This window comes from Planktothrix paucivesiculata PCC 9631 (assembly GCF_900009265.2).
Lineage (GTDB): Bacteria > Cyanobacteriota > Cyanobacteriia > Cyanobacteriales > Microcoleaceae > Planktothrix > Planktothrix paucivesiculata.
In genome coordinates, this window is the sequence record NZ_LR735020.1 from 82699 (window position 1) to 102217 (window position 19519).

General features: G+C 41.0%; 11 protein-coding genes. 5 read left to right on the top strand and 6 right to left on the bottom strand.

Going from position 1 to position 19519, the window contains the following annotated elements; genetic code table 11:
• Nucleotides 1-113 precede the first annotated feature (113 nt).
• From PL9631_RS17420 to murA, 3 genes are all read right to left on the bottom strand, one after another.
• Nucleotides 114-1157: a DUF2891 domain-containing protein gene (locus PL9631_RS17420; protein ID WP_083622274.1), complete on the bottom strand. Its 1044-nt coding sequence runs from the start codon at nt 1155-1157 to the stop codon at nt 114-116.
• 110 nt (nt 1158-1267) lie between these two features.
• Complete coding sequence (locus PL9631_RS17425; protein ID WP_083622276.1) at nt 1268-1924, bottom strand: DUF4340 domain-containing protein; 657 nt, start codon at nt 1922-1924, stop codon at nt 1268-1270.
• Between the two features lie 167 nt (nt 1925-2091).
• Entirely contained in the window at nt 2092-3438 is a 1347-nt protein-coding gene (gene murA, locus PL9631_RS17430) for a UDP-N-acetylglucosamine 1-carboxyvinyltransferase (RefSeq protein ID WP_083622278.1), read from the bottom strand.
• Between the two features lie 218 nt (nt 3439-3656).
• Here murA and ald point away from each other — a divergent pair, with 218 nt between their 5' ends.
• Entirely contained in the window at nt 3657-4742 is a 1086-nt protein-coding gene (gene ald / locus PL9631_RS17435; protein WP_083622281.1) for an alanine dehydrogenase, read from the top strand.
• A 218-nt stretch (nt 4743-4960) separates the two neighbouring features.
• Here the strand turns inward: ald and PL9631_RS17440 are convergent, their stop codons facing one another.
• A complete protein-coding gene (locus PL9631_RS17440) occupies nt 4961-5803 on the bottom strand; it encodes a hypothetical protein (protein WP_231516770.1) in 843 nt (280 codons plus the stop codon).
• A gap of 437 nt (nt 5804-6240) precedes the next feature.
• Between PL9631_RS17440 and ctpB the strand changes: the two genes are divergently transcribed.
• Complete coding sequence (gene ctpB / locus PL9631_RS17445; RefSeq protein ID WP_083622284.1) at nt 6241-7539, top strand: carboxyl-terminal processing protease CtpB; 1299 nt, start codon at nt 6241-6243, stop codon at nt 7537-7539.
• Between the two features lie 219 nt (nt 7540-7758).
• Here ctpB and PL9631_RS17450 read toward each other — a convergent pair whose 3' ends face one another.
• Nucleotides 7759-8538 carry a transposase family protein gene (locus tag PL9631_RS17450; protein ID WP_331281244.1) on the bottom strand — a complete coding sequence of 260 codons (780 nt, stop codon included), beginning with the start codon at nt 8536-8538 and terminating at the stop codon, nt 7759-7761.
• A gap of 378 nt (nt 8539-8916) precedes the next feature.
• On the opposite strand from PL9631_RS17450, the gene PL9631_RS17455 reads away from it, so the two are divergent.
• The 3 genes from PL9631_RS17455 (at nt 8917) to PL9631_RS17465 (ending at nt 16508) form a co-directional block, all read left to right on the top strand.
• Nucleotides 8917-11670 (top strand): tetratricopeptide repeat protein, encoded by a 2754-nt coding sequence (locus PL9631_RS17455; protein ID WP_083622285.1) that lies wholly within the window; start codon nt 8917-8919, stop codon nt 11668-11670.
• A gap of 135 nt (nt 11671-11805) precedes the next feature.
• Nucleotides 11806-14334, top strand: a complete 2529-nt coding sequence (locus PL9631_RS17460) for a tetratricopeptide repeat protein (RefSeq protein WP_083622287.1) — start codon at nt 11806-11808, stop codon at nt 14332-14334.
• Nucleotides 14335-14537: 203 nt separating this feature from the next.
• Nucleotides 14538-16508 (top strand): glycosyltransferase family 2 protein, encoded by a 1971-nt coding sequence (locus PL9631_RS17465; protein WP_083622288.1) that lies wholly within the window; start codon nt 14538-14540, stop codon nt 16506-16508.
• A 119-nt stretch (nt 16509-16627) separates the two neighbouring features.
• Here the strand turns inward: PL9631_RS17465 and PL9631_RS17470 are convergent, their stop codons facing one another.
• Complete coding sequence (locus PL9631_RS17470; RefSeq protein WP_083622290.1) at nt 16628-19480, bottom strand: glycerol-3-phosphate acyltransferase; 2853 nt, start codon at nt 19478-19480, stop codon at nt 16628-16630.
• Between the last annotated feature and the right edge of the window lie 39 nt (nt 19481-19519).

Sequence of the window (19519 nt, forward strand, 5' to 3'; positions counted from 1 at the left end):
GGAACAGGGAACAGGGAACATTGAAGGAAAAGGTTTCAATCATTCTTTGTCCTAACCGCGCAGGCGCATTTGCTATTTTATCGCAAATATTATGGGCAAATAAAAATAATTGATTATTTTTTGTTGCAATTTAAACCTCTTTTTGTTCCTAGATAAACGGCAAAACTTCCTAACCAATGACTGCCGCCATAGAAATTACCAGATACAGGCTTTAACCCGACTTCGTGATGAAGATTTGCTATGCTTTGTAAAGCGGGGATGCGGGTATCTGTGGGTAATAAACCCGAGATTGTTCCTTCTAACATCCACGCCCGACTCAAGTTTAACCCATCAAAATGGGATTGTCCGTAATCTTCAGGATTATTAATAATAATCGGAGAAAACCAATCGGTTTCTAATTTTTGGGAAAGTTCGGGTAAAAAAATAGTTAACCATTCTCCAAATTCAGAAGCGGGCAGAACCCGGCGCATTAAATCAGCTTCTGCTAGACAAGGAGAGAGAAAATCATCACCCAAGGGTTCAAACTGAAGGGAATAATTGTAATCATGGTAATATAATTTTTGGATTTTATATTCAACTTCTTCTAATAATTGTTGATCCTGAGTAAGGGTTGCCCAATCCCAAATTAATCCCAAGGAAAAAGCCGTTTGATTGTGTAATCCGGTGCGGTTGGGATAGGATAAATTCAATAACCAGTTGTGAATATTATTAATAATAACGGTTTCTAAAGGTTGTAAATATTCTAATAAGAGTTGACCCTGTTCGTCTTCCCATTCAGTGAGTTCGGCTGTTAATTGTAAAAACCAAGCCAACCCATAGGGACATTCAAATCTAGGCTGAGATTGTAAAAAATTAGCTTCAATTTTAATATGTTCCGGGGTGATATTTTGGGTTAAAATTTCTCGAGCAGAGGAGACAAAATCTGCCTGGGGAAAATATCTAATTAACCTAGTTAACATCCAATGGTTATGCACCGCCGAATGCCAATCTAAACAGCCATAAAAGGCGGGATTAAGTTGTCGATGGGGAATCAAATCCCGGGAACTTTCTAACCAATAATATTGAACATGAGGATACTCTTGTACAACACATTTTAAGCCGAATGCAGCAAATCGACTGGCTAAGTTTATGGCAAATATTTCTGATTCTAAATTCACGATTTTTTGGGTTAATTTATGCCAGTATAAAATTACTAGGTTAGGTTATCATACTTTTTTTATTGCGCTCGTTGTTGCGCTTCAGCGCACTCCTAACAAATAAATTAGCATTATTTCGGACTAACTGAAGGTGTAGGAGTCGGTTGAGGTGTAGGAGGTGTTTGGGGAATTTCCGGGGGAAGTTTCCACTCCTCCAGGGGACGATTAATAGTAGATAAAATATCTTTAGAAATTACTAAAATACTGACTTCTTTTCCAGAAGATTGAGGGGAATCAATTTGAGCATATAAAGAATCTCCGCGAAAATCGATGTTCCCTAAACTTAATCTATGGATGGTATTATTTTTAAGTTTAATTTCTATTTTATCCGTTACGGTATCTAACCCATAATCCTTAATTTTTTCAGCAGAAATCGTTAACTTCTGAATTCCTGAGTTAACATCCGAGGGATTACTTTGATTTTTAAACAATTCCCTGAGCAAATAATCTACTGAAGCAGGATTAGCCAAAAATTGTATCGGTGCGGTGATTTTCCAAGGAGATTTTTTTAACTCATCGGCGTTAGTTACCCGTTCCAAGATAACTGTTTGTTGGGGAGTTGTAATAGTAAAAGATTGAATTTCATCCTTGGGAAAAGAAAAAATTTGTTGTTGTTTAGCTTGAATTTCTTGTTGTTGTGTTTTCTCCTGAATTTCAAACAGATAAACAGCCCCAGTCAAACCCAAGGCTAAACCCATTAAAATTAATGTTGAACGTTGAAATTTCATCAGTAATCAGTCATCAGTAATCAGTTACCCATTATCAGTTGTAGGGGCGGGTTCATCAAGATTTAAGTAATTAACAAAGATCTAAAAGAACCCGTCCGTACCAGTTGCTAGTAAACAGCTATCAGAAATATTAAGTCTTATGCTGATAACTGTTTACTGATAACTGATTACTCCGTAGGTGTAGGATCAAAACGCTCAAGTTTAGCACCCAATTTTCGGAGTTTAGCTTCCAATTGTTCATAACCGCGATCCAAATGTTTTAATCCTTGAATCGTAGTTTCTCCTTCCGCGGCTAAGGCTGCTAGAACTAAGGCAGCAGAAGCGCGTAAATCCGTCGCTGTGACTGGAGCACCCGATAGCAAAGGAACACCTCGGACTAAAACCGTATTCCCTTTAACCCGAATATCAGCACCCATGCGACTGAGTTCAGGAACATGACCAAAACGATTTTCAAATACCGTTTCACTGATCAAACTATTGCCTTGACACAGCGTTAACAGAGCCATAAAGGGGGCTTGCATATCCGTAGGGAAGCCGGGATAGGGTAGGGTCTCAATATCCGTCGCCTTTAGCTGTTCCCCAGCCAGAATACTTAAATGGTTTAGCCCTTCCATGCGGATTTTGACACCCATGGCTTTAAGTTTAGCCAGTACAGGAGTTAAATGTCCTGGAATAATGGGGGATAGGCTGATTTCAGAGCGGGTAATCGCCCCAGCTATTAAAAAAGTTCCGGCTTCTATTCGGTCAGGAATAATCGAATAATCGGCAGAATGCAGACGGGGAACCCCAGAAATGATAATAGTTTTAGTTCCCGCCCCATGAATTCTGGCTCCCATGGCCCGGCAGAAATTCGCTAAATCGATGACTTCCGGCTCTTGAGCCGCATTTTCAATGATGGTTTCGCCATCTGCTAAGGTGGCCGCCATCATCAAAGTTTCCGTCGCCCCGACACTGGGATAGTCCAGATAGATGCGAGCACCCTTCAGCCGAGGGTTAGCCCCCGCTACATGGGCATGAACAATGCCATGCTCAATGTGTACTTCCGCACCCAGGGCTTGAAGTCCACGAACATGAAGATCTACAGGTCTAGCTCCAATAGCACATCCCCCAGGTAAGGGAACCCGGGCTACCCCTAAACGAGCTAATATTGGCCCAATAGCAAAGAAACTGGCCCGCAGTTGGCTCACCAGTTCATAGGGTGCTTGGGATTCTGATAACTCACCCGCCTTAATGTCGATGATGTCAGCCTGGCGGTCAATTTTGACACCCAAGGCCATGAGAATCTCACTCATGCTATTGACATCGGCTAAAGACGGAACATTCCGTAGCCGACAATCTTCGGAACAGAGTAATGCACCCGCCATTAAGACCAAAGCAGAATTTTTAGCCCCGCTAATTCCCACATGACCTGCTAGGGGTTGACGTCCCCAAATTTTGAGGCTGGACTGGTTAGCGTGGGACGCAGTTGAAACATTGGATGAATGTATAGCTAGTGTAATGGGTCTATCCTCCAAAAACGGTTTGTATGTTTACGTTACTTAGATTTTTTGTTCTGATTCTACCGAAAAGATTCTAAATGTCTAGGGGTTAGACAAATTTCATGTCCCTTATAAACCCGGAATCAGGCTTGGGGTGGGTTTTATAGGAATATCGTTCTTGGTATATCAAAAGTCTTATAGATTTTCAAATCCAGTGTAAAAATCTAATTAACACTTATGAGAAATCAGAATTTATGGAAATCGGTATTCCCAAAGAAATCAAGGATCAGGAATTTAGGGTGGGCTTGAATCCTGATAGTGTCAGGGTTTGCACGGAACGAGGTCATCAAGTTTTTATAGAAACAGGTGCAGGGGAGGGTTCAGGGTTTAGCGATCGCGATTATACACGAGCCGGGGCTACAATCGTTAATTCTGCGACGGATGCTTGGAGTCGGGAACTCGTGGTTAAAGTCAAAGAACCTTTACCCGCCGAATATGAATTCATCCAAAAAAATCAACTGCTGTTTACCTATCTCCATCTGGCGGCCAACCGACAACTCACCGAACATTTAATTCAAAGTGGTGTCCAGGCGATCGCCTATGAAACCGTAGAACTTGCCGATGGTCGATTACCCTTATTAACACCCATGAGTATCATCGCCGGACGTTTATCTATTCAGTTTGGCTCCCGTTATTTGGAACGACAACAGGGAGGCAGAGGCGTACTTTTAGCCGGAATTCCGGGGGTAAAAGCCGGGAAAGTTGTAATTTTAGGCGGCGGCGTGGTGGGGACTGAAGCGGCCAGAATTGCTATCGGAATGGGGGCAAAGGTGCAAATTTTAGATGTCAATTTGGATCGGTTAGGGTATTTAGAAACAGTCTTTGGTTCGAGTGTGGAATTACTCTATAGTCATCCGTCTCAAATTGAAGAAAGTGTTCCTCAAGCTGATTTATTAATTGGTGCGGTTTTAATCTTAGGAAAACGCGCTCCTAAATTAGTTTCTCGTTCTACTGTCGCTCAAATGCGCCCCGGTTCTGTGATTGTGGATGTAGCGGTGGATCAGGGCGGATGTATTGAAACCCTACGTCCGACCTCTCACACCCATCCTACTTATACCGAAGAAGGTGTTATTCATTATGGGGTTCCCAATATGCCTGGGGCTGTGCCTTGGACAGCAACCCAAGCCCTGAATAATAGTACCTTACCCTATGTGATTCAGTTAGCTGATAAAGGAATTAAGGCATTAGAATTAAACCCAGTTTTAGCTAAAGGATTAAATGTTGAAAATCATCATTTAGTTCATCCGGCTGTTCGAGAAGTTTTTCCCGATTTAGTTTAATTAACCGGATTTGTACATCGTTCCTATAGAGGGGTAATTCACGAATTGCCCCTCCCCCTATTTGATTTATTTTTATATGAAATCCTTTAATATTTGCTACAAATACTTAATCGGATGGCTAATCACTTTTTTCTATTCCCTATTCCCTTGTTACTGAGCGAAGTCGAAGTATTCCCTGTTCCCTGTTCCCTGTTCCCTGTTCCCTCCCAGCAATAATTTCAGGATTTAATATTAGTTTTAGATTTCGGAGATTCATCGGGAATAGTATATTTTAATTCCCCATCTTTTTGAACTTCCACTTTAACACCCAATTTAACTAATTCTTGAATTGCTCGTTTTCTCACCACTTTATCCTGTGTCGCACTATAAACCATCAACCAAGATTGAATACGGATTAATTTATTATCGGGATTTTTTCTTAAAGATTCCGCAAATTCTCGTAAACGAGGAGCAAAATCTTTGTACGGCGTTCCCTCTGCCCACTTGGCTGCCATTTCATGGGATTTAATTGTAGCTTTGGTATCCCCGATTAATAATAATTCATCAACGCCTTTCGTTCTCCAAACTAACCAAGATAGAGGATTCTTTTCCGGGGAAATCGACTGTAATCCCCGTTCTATCAGTTTAACCGTTAAATCCGGTCGGGCTTGGTAAAACGAAACCGATGTCGATAGGAAATTATACATATCTACCCACAGGGGATCATGAGTCACGATCACCTCAAAATAATCATCTAAAAGTTCATAATCTGTTTTCTCCCGGGCTAGATCATCCCCAAAATATTGCAGAAAGTTTAAAAATGTCCAACCCGCTACTAAATTCCCATAACCCAATGAGGGTAAATTTTTCAGTAATTTTAACCGCGCGGCTTCCCGTTCTTTTTCTTGTTGAGCCGCGATCCTCGCCTCTGGTTGTGTCGTTTGTACCCGAGAGACTTCTAACCCGCCTGGAGCATAGAGTTGTACACCCATAATCCCGACTAAAGCGATTCCAGCGATCGCCATCGGCATCAGAAAGGAAAATCCTTTTCGCAAAGCAGACTTAACTGAAAGATCAACCACAATTATTGCTACAATTCCTTGTGCCCTTGCAATAATATCATGAATTTTTTTACCGGATTTGAAAAACTCAAGTTAAACTTTGATTGAGGCGATCGGTAGAGGTGACTGATTCTTTGATCCATATCAATCAACAATACTAACCCTACCCATCCTATTCTGAGTCAGGCTATAATCGCAGTAGCAAAAACAATTTAATTCAGGAAAATCCACGCGCCATCATGAAGGATCAACAAGAGGCTTTTTTCGGGCAACGGTTTTGTATTCCCTAAGTTTGGCACGGGGGTCAGATTAGGGTAAACCGTAAAGATCATCAATCTTAACAAGTTTTGTCCTTTTGCCAGCCCAACTCAGAATCAGATCACTTTAAAATTAAATCTAGGCTTTCAATCCTAACTCTAACCAGGAGTGAAGGATATCAAGCGATATAGGGAGACTCAATGAATCAAAACATTAAACGCTTTTCTCCGCTCCGTCAGGCTTTATTTACAGGCGCGATCGCAGCCGTTACCGCTTTCGTCATGCCCGCTTGGAGTAGTAGCGTCCATACCCCCCTCAAAGATAGTCCTAAAGCCGTATTAGATGAGGCTTGGCAGATTGTTTTTCGAGAATTTGTCGATGGTGAGTTTAATAAGGTCAACTGGCAGGCCCAAAGGGAAGAACTCCTGAGCAAAAACTATACCTCCCGGGAAGAAGCGTATACCGCTCTGCGAAAATCCCTAGAAAAACTCCAAGATCCCTATACTCGCTTCATGGATCCCAAACAGTATGAAGCGTTAACCAATCAAACCGCCGGGGAACTTTCCGGGGTGGGAATGCAGTTGACCCTGGATGAGAAAACCAAAGCCATTACCGTTGTCGAACCGATTAAAAATTCTCCCGCCATCAAAGCCGGAATTTTGCCCGGAGATCGGGTGCTTTCTATTGATGGAGTTTCCACCGCCGGAATGACTGTCGAACAGGCCGCTAATAAAATTCGCGGGTCTGTCGGTACAAATGTCAGTTTACGAATGGGACGCGAAGGAGAAAAAGAATTTGATTTGACTCTAACTCGCGCCCGCATTGAATTGGAAACCGTGACCTATCGTGTCAATAACGAGGGAAATCGCAAAATTGGTTATATTCAACTGCGGGAATTTAATTCCCATGCAGCCGAACAAATGCAAGAAGCCATTGAAGCCTTAACTAAAGAAAATGTTCAGGCTTTTGTGTTGGATTTACGCGGCAACCCCGGGGGATTATTACGCACCAGTATTGATATTGCTCGGATGTGGATGGATACGGGGGCAATTGTTAGTACGGTGGATCGCAATGGCAAAAGCCAAGAGATTCGCACCAACCGCACAGCCATGACAAAACTGCCCGTGGTGGTGTTAGTCGATGGTAATTCCGCTAGTGCCAGTGAAATTTTAGCGGGTGCCTTAAAAGATAATCAACGAGGTGTAGTGATGGGAACTCAAACCTTTGGCAAAGCCTTAGTCCAGTCGGTGTTTGCCCTCTCCGATGGTTCCGGGTTGGCGGTGACGATCGCCCATTATTACACACCCAGTGGAACTGATATTAGCCATAAAGGAGTGACTCCCGATGTTAAGGTCGATATCTCCGATGATCAGAAAAAACAATTAGCTACTGATCCGAAGTTAATCGGGACACCCCAAGATCCTTTTTACGCCAAAGCCATTTCTATTCTGGCGGGGGTGGGTGGCAATCGACCCTTGGCTATTAACGAGTCTAAGTAATATTGACAATCCCCCGAATAGAATTTGGGGGATTATTGGTTTAACCGGACGTAGTGACAATGCAATAGACATCTCCGAAAATCCTCAAACGCCCTCTATCGCTACTTTTTGAGCCTCTAGCACTCCTGTGCCGGGTTCTCCTAAAGTAACGGATTCATAGGCTTTTTCAGTTACATTAATAATAATTAATGAATTTTATTTCTGATATTCAATCATTTTTCAAAAGTATTCTGGGCAATTCTTAGATGATAATACAATCGCTCCTATTCGCCATCTTATTAGTCCACATACTGTCAAGATTACTGCTTCATAATTTTGGCTCTTTAACCGAAATCTTTCGGAAGCAACTCGATAAATTTTTATCAGTCTTATTAAATGTTCGACTACAATCCTTTGTTTGGCTTTTAACCGATTTTCTTCTCGATGTTCAAGGGATATTTCTTGATTCCTCGGTTTCTTATGTGGTGTATTAATTGCTGTTTCCCCTACATAAGCTTTATCCCCCCTGTATTTTTGATGATTCCCCAATTCCTCCCTTCTTTCTCTCCACAATTTCAGATCGCTTGTTGCTCCGGTATAACCCACAGCTACATCCACTATTTCTTTCCCGCTCGGCATGACAATGACTTGATTTTTAAACGTATGTGTTTTTTTCTTTCCTGAGTAATATTTTTTCTGCTCTTCGTTGTCTATTGGTCTTTGCATGGGCTGTTCATAGCTATCTACTATTAACTCAAATTCCAGCAGAATTTCTTCTACCCACTCCCAATCACTCTCGTTTTTTTTTACTTGCTCAACTAAACTGGCTGGCAGTAATTCTCTGAAGATTTTTATCCAGTTATGGAAAATATCATTCGCTGTTGATTCACTCACTTCAAACTGTAACCCTAACATTTGAAATGTGGGCATCTGATGCAGATAAATTAGAGTTAGTAAGATTTGTTCATCGACAATAGCCTTTTTGTTTGCTGGGGATTCTTGTCCAGATAGCCTCTTAATTTAGTCATCTCTCCTTGGGGTAAAATCTAATTTTACCATCAAGTATCCCTCCCCATTTTTATTTCGGAGATGTCTAATGAATAAGTTCAAAATGAATTAATAATAATTCAAAAAAAGTATAATTATAAAAAATAGTCAATAAACTAAGCTTTTAGATGCTCAAGCTAGTTGAATGAATAGGGTAGTTTCTATGTTAGATAGGACTTACGCAGGTCGCCCGAGAAACCGGGTTTTTTAGATAATATGTGGGTCACAACGAAGTATTTTCGGAAAAAAACCCGGTTTCTTTGGTTGGGTGCGTAAGTCCTGTTAGAATTAAATCTAACTGTCGTTAAAATTTTTTACCGCTCCTATTTGTCAATCTGAGCCCAAAAAACTGTGAATCCAAGCATTGAAGACTTAATCCAATCGGCGATCGCTGACTTAGATATAGGAAATCTGCGAGAAGCTTATCAGACAATCTCGCAAATTTTAGCACTAGATCCCGATCAGGCTCAAACTTATAAAGTTTTAGGGGATTGGTATGAAGTGCAAGGACTATTTACAGAAGCCATTTCCGCCTATCAAAAAGCCATTCAATTAGACCCGAATTTTGTAGAAGCCTATGCTTATTTAGCTCAGGTTTTTCGTAATACAGGGGAGTTTGAACAAGCCTTTTTATCCTATAAAAAAGCTCTTAATCTACGTCCGAGTTGGACAGAATTATATTTTCAATGGGGTCAAGCCTATTTCTGGAGTGGGGATGTTCCCAAAGCGATTCGATGCTATCAAAAAACCTTAGAACAAAATCCTAATCATGTTCATTCCTATTTTGCCTTAGCCATGGCCTATGGACAGTTGGGAGAGACAAAACGAGCGATCGCCCTCTATCAACGAGTCATTCAGCTTCAGCCCAATTTAGCAAATGCCTATAATAATTTAGGATGTTTATTATTTTCAAAAAATGATTATGATGGAGCCTTAGAAGCCTGGAATAACTCTCTAATTTATAATGAAAATGAAACAGAAAATTCTTTAATCTATAATAATATTGGTCAAGTATTGGCAGCCCAAGGTAAAACAAAAGAAGCTATTAAATCCTATTATCAAGCATTGGAAATCAAAGATGACTTTCCTCTTCTTTATACTAATTTAGGAAAAATTCTCCAGCAACAAAATCAGCATAAAAATGCAGTTTATTACTTTAAAAAAGTTATTGAATTAGAACCAGATAATCTATTTTCCTATACTGACTGTGGAGCCTCTTTACTTAATTTAGGAAAACTTGATGCAGCGTTGAGTTGTTTTAAAAAAGTTATTGAGCTAGAACCTAAATTTGTAGAGGGTTACTGTCAGGGAGTGCAGAAATCTTCGGGATCTGATGAATTATCTTTAGCCCGAAAGTCCTGTGCTGATTTTCTCAGGACTTTACAAAAAGAGGATAACCCTGGGCATACAAGCGTCTATGAACATCTATATCAAACCTATGTCTATCTGGGAAATACTTTAACTATTTACGGCAAGTTTGATCAAGCAGTGGGTTACTATCAAAAAGCCACACAAATTCAACCTTATTCAGTAGAAAATTATCTAAAATTAGGTAATTGTCTATTCAAAAATAAAGAATTAAATGCGGCTTTAACTGTTTATCAAACGGCTCGAAGTTTACTCCAACAGTCGTCTAATTTTTACCCAACTCAGTTACTAGAAGTTAATTTGCAATTGGGGAGAATTCTGGAAAAACAAGGATATTGGGAGTCTGCCACGGACTACTATAGTCAGGTTTTGCAGATGCAGCAAGATAGTCGGTTTCAGTCCTGGATTAGTAACTCTCCCTCAACCTTAAGTTTATTGCAAGAATGGGCTAATGCTCCCTATATTCAACGGATGGAGATTCCCCAAGGAGTTTGTGATTCAACCCTAACCTGGCTGAAAAATAGTAATTTACAGGATAATAATTATTGTGATCTATCGGAATTATTGGGCTCACAAAACTTGGAGAACTGGAAACAGACACTCCCTAAACCCAATCAATGCGGGGGTTTAGATTGTGAACCCTGTCTTAAAAATGTGTTCAAATCGTTTCAGTGGCAGAATTTGGGACAGGGGATTAAAAAAGCTTTGACATCGAAAAATAATACAGTTTCAACGCCTTTGTTTGTGGCGGTTATTCCCAATGGACGAGCCTGGATTGTTCCCCAACAGAATTATTGGCTAGTTTGTAAAGCGATCGCCATTATTACACCCGATAACCAACTATTAGCTGATGTTTCCCGGGAATATCCCGCCCCCCTGCCCGGTTGTGCCAGCTATGATGCCCAACAGCATCAAGTTTTTCAAGAGGAACAATTACCCCCCCTGCAACAGATTGAAGGGCGGGTGGCGGTGTTGTCGGGGTTGTCGGGGAATGTCTATTTTCATTGGATGGTGGATATTTTACCCCGATTGGAATTGCTGCGCCAAAGTGGGATTAAGTTCGATCAAATCGATTGGTTTTTAGTCAATAGTTACCAAGCACCCTTTCAACGGGAAACCCTAACTCGTTTAGGAATTCCTGAGTTTAAAATCCTCGAAAGTGATCGGTTTTCCCATATTCAGGCACAGCAATTAATTGTTCCGTCCTGGGCAGGATATATGGGATGGTTGCAACCCTGGGCGATGGATACTTTACGCCGTTGGTTTCTCCCTCGGGGTCAAAATCCGGGGCGGAATTATCCCGAACGAATTTATATTAGTCGAGGGGATGCGACTTATCGCCGGGTTTTAAATGAAGACGAGGTGATTCAATTCTTACGTCCTTGGGGTTTTGTGACCGTGCAACTCGAAACCCTATCCTTTGCGGAACAGGTGGCTTTGTTTGCTCAAGCTAAGGTGATTATGGGCGCCCATGGTAGCGGTTTAACTAATATTCTGTTTTGTCAACCCGGAACCCAAGTGATTGAGTGGATGTCGCCCCACTATAATCGTCATTATTATTGGGTGATTAGTCAATATTTGGGATTAGAACATTATTGCCTGACGGGGGAAGGTTTTTCTTGCTATCCCCTACGGGGGTTAATGTATCAAAATCCCCTGACCGAAGATATTTGGTTAAATCTGGTTTCTTTAAAACGGCTATTAGAAATACTATTTGTAGCGAAACTGCGGAAATAAGGAGCAGCGGTAGGGGCGAATGGCCATTCGCCCCTACTTGGTTTAAGCTTCAAAAATCTGATATGTGAAACCCGAAACCCGATAGAATTGGGTTTGGGAAGATCTCCATTGAGTGTCAGCAACAGCAAACCAACTATGTTACCTAACGAAATTCGCGCCCGCAGTGTACAGTTTCTCCATCAACAAATAGAAATCTATATTAATCAAGGGCAGTTTGAGGATGCAATCAAGGCTTGCAAAGAGTTGTTACAAATTCAGTCTGATTATGCGCCCGGTTATAAATTGATGGCGGATATATGCCAAAGACAGGGGAAATTACAAGAAGCCCAGGACTGGTATACTCAAACCTTGCAATTTCAACCCAATTGGCCAGAAGTTCATGCGAACTTGGGCAGTCTGTATGCCAAATCACAACAATGGCAAAAAGCGATCGCCTGTTATGAAAAAGCTATCACCCTAAAACCGAATTTTAGTGGTGCTTATCGGAATTTAGCGAAAGTTTGGACACAACTGGGGGACTCCCAAAAATCAGCCCAGGCCTTATATCAAGCTCTTAAATTAGAACCTAATCAAGCAAACGCAGAAGAACATTTTAACCTGGGCCAGCAGTTGGCACAACAGGGAGCAACCACCGAGGCGCAGATCTGTTATCGGAATGCGATTGCACTCAATCCCAATTCAACCCTAGCCCATCAAGCTTTGGCCAGTCTGCTCAAAGACCAAGGAAAGCCCCAGGAAGCAACCCAGGTCTACCGTAAAGCGATCGCATTGAATACTCCGACCCTAGGCGCGCCAGCCCCTTCCGATACCTTGGCCGCAGCCACAGCCCGGGAATTATCACCCCAAGAAACTTTGGCCGGGGCAACTCGTCAGCAAACGGTGAGTCATAACACAAAACCCCCGATGAATCATCCTGGTAATCCCCAAACCTACTTAAAACAGGCTCAAGCCTATTGTGCCTTGAAGGAATGGGATCAAGCGATCGCGACCTGTCAAAAAGCCTTAAAATTACAGCCCGATTTAGCAGAAGCCTATAAAATTCAAGGGAATGCGTTACAAATTTTAGGGGAAATGTCGGCGGCGATTCGGTGTTATTCAAAAGCCTTAGAAATTCAACCCCAATATGCAGAAGTTTATGCGAATTTGGGCAGTGTATATGCTCAGGAAGAACGGTTAGAAAAAGCCGCATCCTATTATCAACAAGCTGTTAGTTTAAAACCCGATTTTGCCGGAGTTTATCGTAATTATGCGAAGATTCTCACCCAAATGGGGCAGTTAGAACAGGCATCCCAATGTTTGGAAAAAGCCTATAGTTTGGAACCACAAAAAGCCACGGCAGAAGAACACTTTAATTTAGGGAATACTCGGTTTAAACAAGGTAGATTTGATGAAGCGATCGCAGCTTATCAAAATGCTCTACAACTTAATCCTCAGTTGGCAGGAGTTTATTATCAATTAGGGAAATTGCATCAAGCCAAAGGGGAAATCGAAGCGGCAATTTCTGCCTATCAAAAAGCCTTGGAATTAGAACCCTCTCGGTTAGAATTCTATTATGGCTTTGCTGATTTATTCAGCAGTCAAGAACGGTGGGATGATGCAATCCGAGTTTATAATAAAATCTTGGAATTAGACCCTAATCAAGCCGTTGCTTATTATAAGTTCGGAGAGATTTTTAACCGTCAGTGGCGTTTAGAAGAAGCGGTTAACGTTTATAAAAAATCGATTTCCTTGAATCCCAAATTGGTTTCTTCCTATTATGGATTAGGGAAAGTTTTTGTTAAACAGGAAAGTTGGCAAGAAGCGGTGCAAGTCTTCCGTCAGGCGGTGCAAATGAACCCCAGTGGAGATGCAGAAGCCTATAAAGGGTTCGGGGATGCTCTGGCGAAAGTTGGGGAAGTTGAAGCCGCTACCCGCGCCTATCAAAAATCGACCGAACTGGATCAAAATCAAGCCGAAGTTTATCAGAAATTAGGGGATTTATTCCGAGATCAAGAACAGTTTGAAGAAGCAATTTCTGCTTATCAACATTCCATTGAACTGAATCCGAGTGTGTTCTGGACACAGAATAATTTAGCGGATATTTTCTTTAAACAAGAACGGTGGGAACAGGCAATTGCTGCGTATCAAAATGCGATTAAGTTAGATTCTAGCTACTCTTGGTCATACAATAGTTTAGCTGATGCTTTAGTGAGTTTGGAACGCTTGGAAGAAGCCATTCCCGCCTATCAAAATGCGATTAAACTTAACCCTGAATTCCCTTGGTCTCATTACAATCTAGGGAAAATTTTAACAGAATTAGAGAATTGGGAGGAGGCGGTTGTCGCCTATCGCGGGGCAATTAAAGTTCAATCCGATTTACCGAATATTCAAGAAAAACTCGCCGATGCTTTGAGAAATCGAGCTAAATTAGATTTACAGGAATCCTTGAATTATTATTATCAAGTGATTGAAGAAAACCCGGATCATGTGGCGACTTATCATAAAGCCATTGAGATTAAACCTGATGATCCCCAACTATATATTCAGTTAGCGAATACTTTAGTGAATCATAATCACTTAGATGGGGCGATCGTATTCTATCAAATGGCATTGCAGTTAGAACCCGATCATCCTGAAGTGGTTAAAAAATTAGAGGGAATTGTCGAAAAAAAAAAGCTAGGTTAACCCCCTATTTTTCCGTCTCTCAATCTCAATCCGAATATGATCAACTGTATCAGGCGTGGCTAAAATACAACACAACCCGTAGTGAGGCGTTCACGCCTGATAGCCCTGAAGGGCTTACTACTGGTAGTGAGGTGTTCACGCCTGATAGCCCTAAAGGGCTTACTACGAAGGATTTTAGCTATCAACCCCTGATTAGTATTATCATGCCTGTTTATAACACCCCTGAAACGTTTCTCCGGGAAGCGATTCAATCGGTGTTAGATCAGGTCTATTTTAATTGGGAATTGTGTATTGCGGATGACGCCTCTCCTGCGGCCCATATCAAACCGATATTAGAAGAATATCAACAGAAAGATAGCCGGATTAAAGTGGTTTTTAGAACCAAAAATGGTCATATTTCCGCCACTTCTAATTCTGCTTTAGAGTTAGCAACGGGGGAATTTATTGGGTTATTAGATCATGATGATGTTCTGACTCCCGATGCGTTATATGAAGTGGTGAAGCTATTAAATCAGCATCGGGTCGCGGATATGATTTATTCCGATGAAGATAAACTAAATGAAACGGGAGAATTAACCGGACATTTCTTTAAACCTGATTGGTGTCCTGATTCCTTTTTATCTCGGATGTATACTTGCCATTTCGGAGTTTATCGCCGGGAAATTATTAACGAAATTGGAGGATTTAGAACTGGATATGAAGGCAGTCAAGATTATGATTTAGTCTTGAGATTTACGGAAAAAACCGATCATATTTTTCATATTCCTAAAATCCTCTATCATTGGCGAATTCATAGCAGTTCTGCGGCTGGAGGAACGGAGGCGAAACCCTATGCTTATGAAGCGGCTAAACGGGCGTTACAAGATGCAATTGAGCGCCGGGGAGAACCGGGAATTGTTAAAGATGTGCCGCTGTATTTAGGACATTATCAAGTTCGCTATAAAATTTTAGATTACAAACGGGTGAGTATTATTATTCCCACTAAAGATTTAGGAAACATCTTAAATCGTTGTTTGGAATCTATCTTTACTCTCAGCATTTATCCTGATTATGAAGTAATTGTCATTGATAACGGCAGTACGGAAGTCCAAACCCAGGAAATTTTAGAAAAATGGCAAGAAAAAGAACCAAATCGGTTTAGATATTATTCTTTAGATATTCCTTTCAATTTTTCTAAGATTAATAACTATGCCGTTAGTCAAGCCACTGGGGATTATTTACTATTCTTAAATAATGATACCGAAGTAATTTATCCTGATTGGATTGATGCCATGGTAGAACAGGCACAACGGCCTTCTATTGGTGCGGTGGGTGCATTACTGCGGTATCCCGATAAAATTATTCAACACGCGGGTGTTGTGGTGGGAATTGGTCATTTTGCCGCCCATAGTCACCGGATGGCATCGGAAACAGACCCCGGATATTATGGTCAAATTATTTCTATCAGTAATTATTCGGCGGTGACGGCCGCTTGTTTGATGTGTCGGCGAGAAATATTTGCACAGGTGGGAGGGTTTGATGAACAGTTAGCCGTGGCTTATAATGATGTTGATTTCTGCTTAAAAATTGTTGAACAAGGGTATCGGAATATCTATTTACCCCACGTTGTTTTATATCATTATGAATCCAAAAGTCGGGGTTATGATACAACACCGGATAAGGTAGAAAGATTTATGCGGGAAGTGACGATTACCCGACAAAGATGGCAACGTTATGTTGATCATGATCCTTGTTATAATCCCAATCTAACCCTATCGGCATCGGATTATAGTTTAAGACGATTTGCCGAGGTAGAAATTAGTAAAATAGCTTTAGATTTTGATCGGAATAAATTACAAGATTGTTCAATAGATCAGCCAGAGGTGGGAACTTATTATGGCATTAGTCAAATTTGTTTTAAAGGTTGGGTACTGGCAAAACAGGAGAAAATAACCACCGTTCAACTTATTGGGAATCACGGCCAAGTGATTAAGGAAATTCCAGCTAATTTCCCCCGGGCTGATGTTAATTTATTGCATCCTGAAAACCCCAATTCTCAGTTTTGTGGGTTTTGTGAAACCATTGAACTCAGAAATTTGTCGGAACAAACAGAATTGTTATTTCAAGCTGTTCTTAAAGATGGAACTTATGCTAAATTTGCAAAAGTAAAAATTAGCTATAGCAATTCTATTTGAGTAAAAGGGAATAGGGAATACTTCGACTTCGCTCAGTAACAAGGGAGTAGGAAATAGGATTTACAAGTGTCCTAAGTTTAATGGGTAGGGCTATAGGAAGTTTTTCCCCTGTTCCGGTGCTATAAAATTTCAACAGTCCCTTGATAACCATCGACTCGCACCCGTTGACCGTCTTTTAAATAGGTAGTCGCGCCTTGAATATTCATCACCGCCGGGATGCCATATTCTCGGGCGATAATTGCGCCGTGGGAAAGTTGTCCGCCCACTTCAGAAATAATCGCTTTTGCTGTTAATAGAAGGGGCGACCATCCCGCATCGGTGTAGGGAACTACGAGAATCATATCTTCTGTTTGATCAATCATATTGCTTAAACTACGACAGATTTTAACCGTTCCTTCTACACAGCCAATACTAGCAGGAATCCCTTGTAAAATTGCCGAATTTTGCCGGGGTATTGATCGGGGTTGAGGTAATAAGTTACCATAGACAACGGGGGGGACGGTGCGATCGCTATCTTCTTGAAAAACTTGCCGCCGTTGACTAACTTTATAGATAAAATCTGGGGCAATATCCGATTGTATCCAATCTTTAATTTCATCCCATTCTAAATAGAAAATATCACCGGAAGTTTCTAGGATTCCTTGATGAATAGCTTGGGATTCTATGGCTAATATTGTCCATCGTAAATGAGCTAAAAGTTTACCGTAAATTTCAGCAATTTGGCTTTTTGTTAAAGTGCGTTGATAACATTGAGCTTGTCGCCATCTTTCCCATCGGGTTAAGGTAGAAACCGTTGAATTTTCCATCCGGTAGTTGGTATTTTTAACAATTTTAAAGAGCATTTCTTTTAATATCTCTGGTTGTTCTAACCAATTTGGCACAGAAATATCTGTTCCGACTTCACTTAAATAGCCGTAGGTTTGTAACCAATCTTCAAATTGTTGATTAAACTGGGGATTTTCTGCTAGAATCTGATAAAAGTATTGGTAGCTTATTTGTTCGGGTTCTTCCGAGGTTTCTCTAATCCGATCAGCCAGGGTTTGTAAGGCTTCCATCGAAGCAATTTCCGGGGCAGTATAGGTAGGTATCCAACTATCAGAGACTTTAAATAAAGTTCGTCGAATCGCTAACCCAATGGGGGCAATAATATTATAATAGGTCGCTGATTTTAATAGCTTTTGAATAGTTTCAGACCGTTCTAAAAGTCGAGTTAAAGTTAGGGATTTTAGGGATGATTCTGCTTCTAGTTGTTGTAATATTGGTAAAAATAGCTGTTCTAATTCCCGTTCAAAATCCTTTTCTAAATGTCGTTCCCGTTGAATTAATCGCCACAAACCGGGTAAGGATGGTAAGAGTTTCCCAATGGGGGGTTTTCCCATTTTTTGTCCTCGAACTAAAAACTCTAATCCCTGTTCGGGTAATCCCATCATTGCAAAGATTTCCCCTAATAAGGTGGCGTTAAAATAGGCATGGGAACCTAATAATGTCGCGGTTTGATTAAAGTCTAATTGTGCTACTTTTTTTCCTAAAACTAAAGTAAATATTTCCCCCCAAACCCCACAGGTTAAGGGGCGATTAATTGACCAGGTTAGGGGAGGAATTATCCCGGGAATTACTTCGGCGGCAATAGTTCTTGTCCAAATTGGGTGTAAATTTGTAATGGGGCGAGTTTGAAAAATCCAGACTTTTACCCCATCCCAACACCACTCAATATCTTGGGGTAAACCGTGATAAAAGGTTTCTATTTCTTGGGCGAGTTTGACTAATTCTAAAATAACGGTTTTTGGTAAAATATCAGGTAGTTCTAAATCATCAATAGGGGTATTAATTTCTATTTCTAAATGAACGGGAGTACATTGCCCTCCCACCACGGATTCTGCCCCCTGGGGTAAGGCTTCAATAATAATTTGTGCACCGCCATCTAGGGGGTTACGGGTAAACATCACCCCGGCGACTTCACTGGCTAAATAGGGTTGAATTAATACGGCTATTCCGGTATCAGAAAGTTGTTGATTTTGACGATAGGAAATGGCTTCTGGAGTCCAATAGGATTGACGACATTGAATAATTGCCTCGTGTAATTCTGAAGCTGAATAAACAGGGCCAATGCTTTGATATTGTCCCGCCGCCGAAGAAGTATTGCTATCTTCTCCAATAGCAGAAGAACGGACAATCAGGGGAAAATTAATCGGATCAATTTCTTTTTTTAAAGGAATATTAATATCTTCTAAACGGTTAATAGCGGGTAAAACCCAACCCAATGTAACTTTAAATCCTGCCCGTTTTAATCCGCTTAATCGGGTTGCTTTTTCACCGCATTGTTGCAGATTTAGTTTATCTTCCAAATTTAAAAATTGTTGTTTCATATAATATCCGAGATCATCTTTTTGAGATAGGTTAATTAGAACTAATTGTAAGGCTATTCCTAGGGCTGCGATGAATTCCCAAGGAGATAGGGGAGGAAATTCAGGGGTTTGATGCCAAAACCAGACCCAAAACGGCCCACTTAAACAGCCTAAACGGGATGCCCACAGTCGGGACGAATACTTAGAAACGGGTAATAATAAATCACTGAATCGCCAGATTAATAATCCGGTAATTCCACTACTGATGGCAACAATTGGAGAATAGACTAATATTCCCCAGGTAGCATTAGTTACTCCCCCACCTTTGGCGACAAAATATCGTCCTGTAACCAATAAAATTAAACTCACCAGTTGCCAAACTGGTGCATTCGGGAATAGGATTTTAGCCGCAATTACCGGAATAATTCCTCGGGCTATTTCTAGGATGACGGCAACAATTCCTGCTCGTTTTCCCCCCTGGTAAAAAGCGGCGGAAACACTAATATTTCCTGTTCCTAAAGTTGATAATTTTTTCCTTGATAGGAGTTGGACAACCCAATCGGTTAAGGGTAATGTTCCTAAAATAAAACTCCCCGCTAATAGTAGTCCTATTGTCCAAAAAGACATGAGAAATATTCTCCGGTAATTACCAAGATCTTCCGCGTG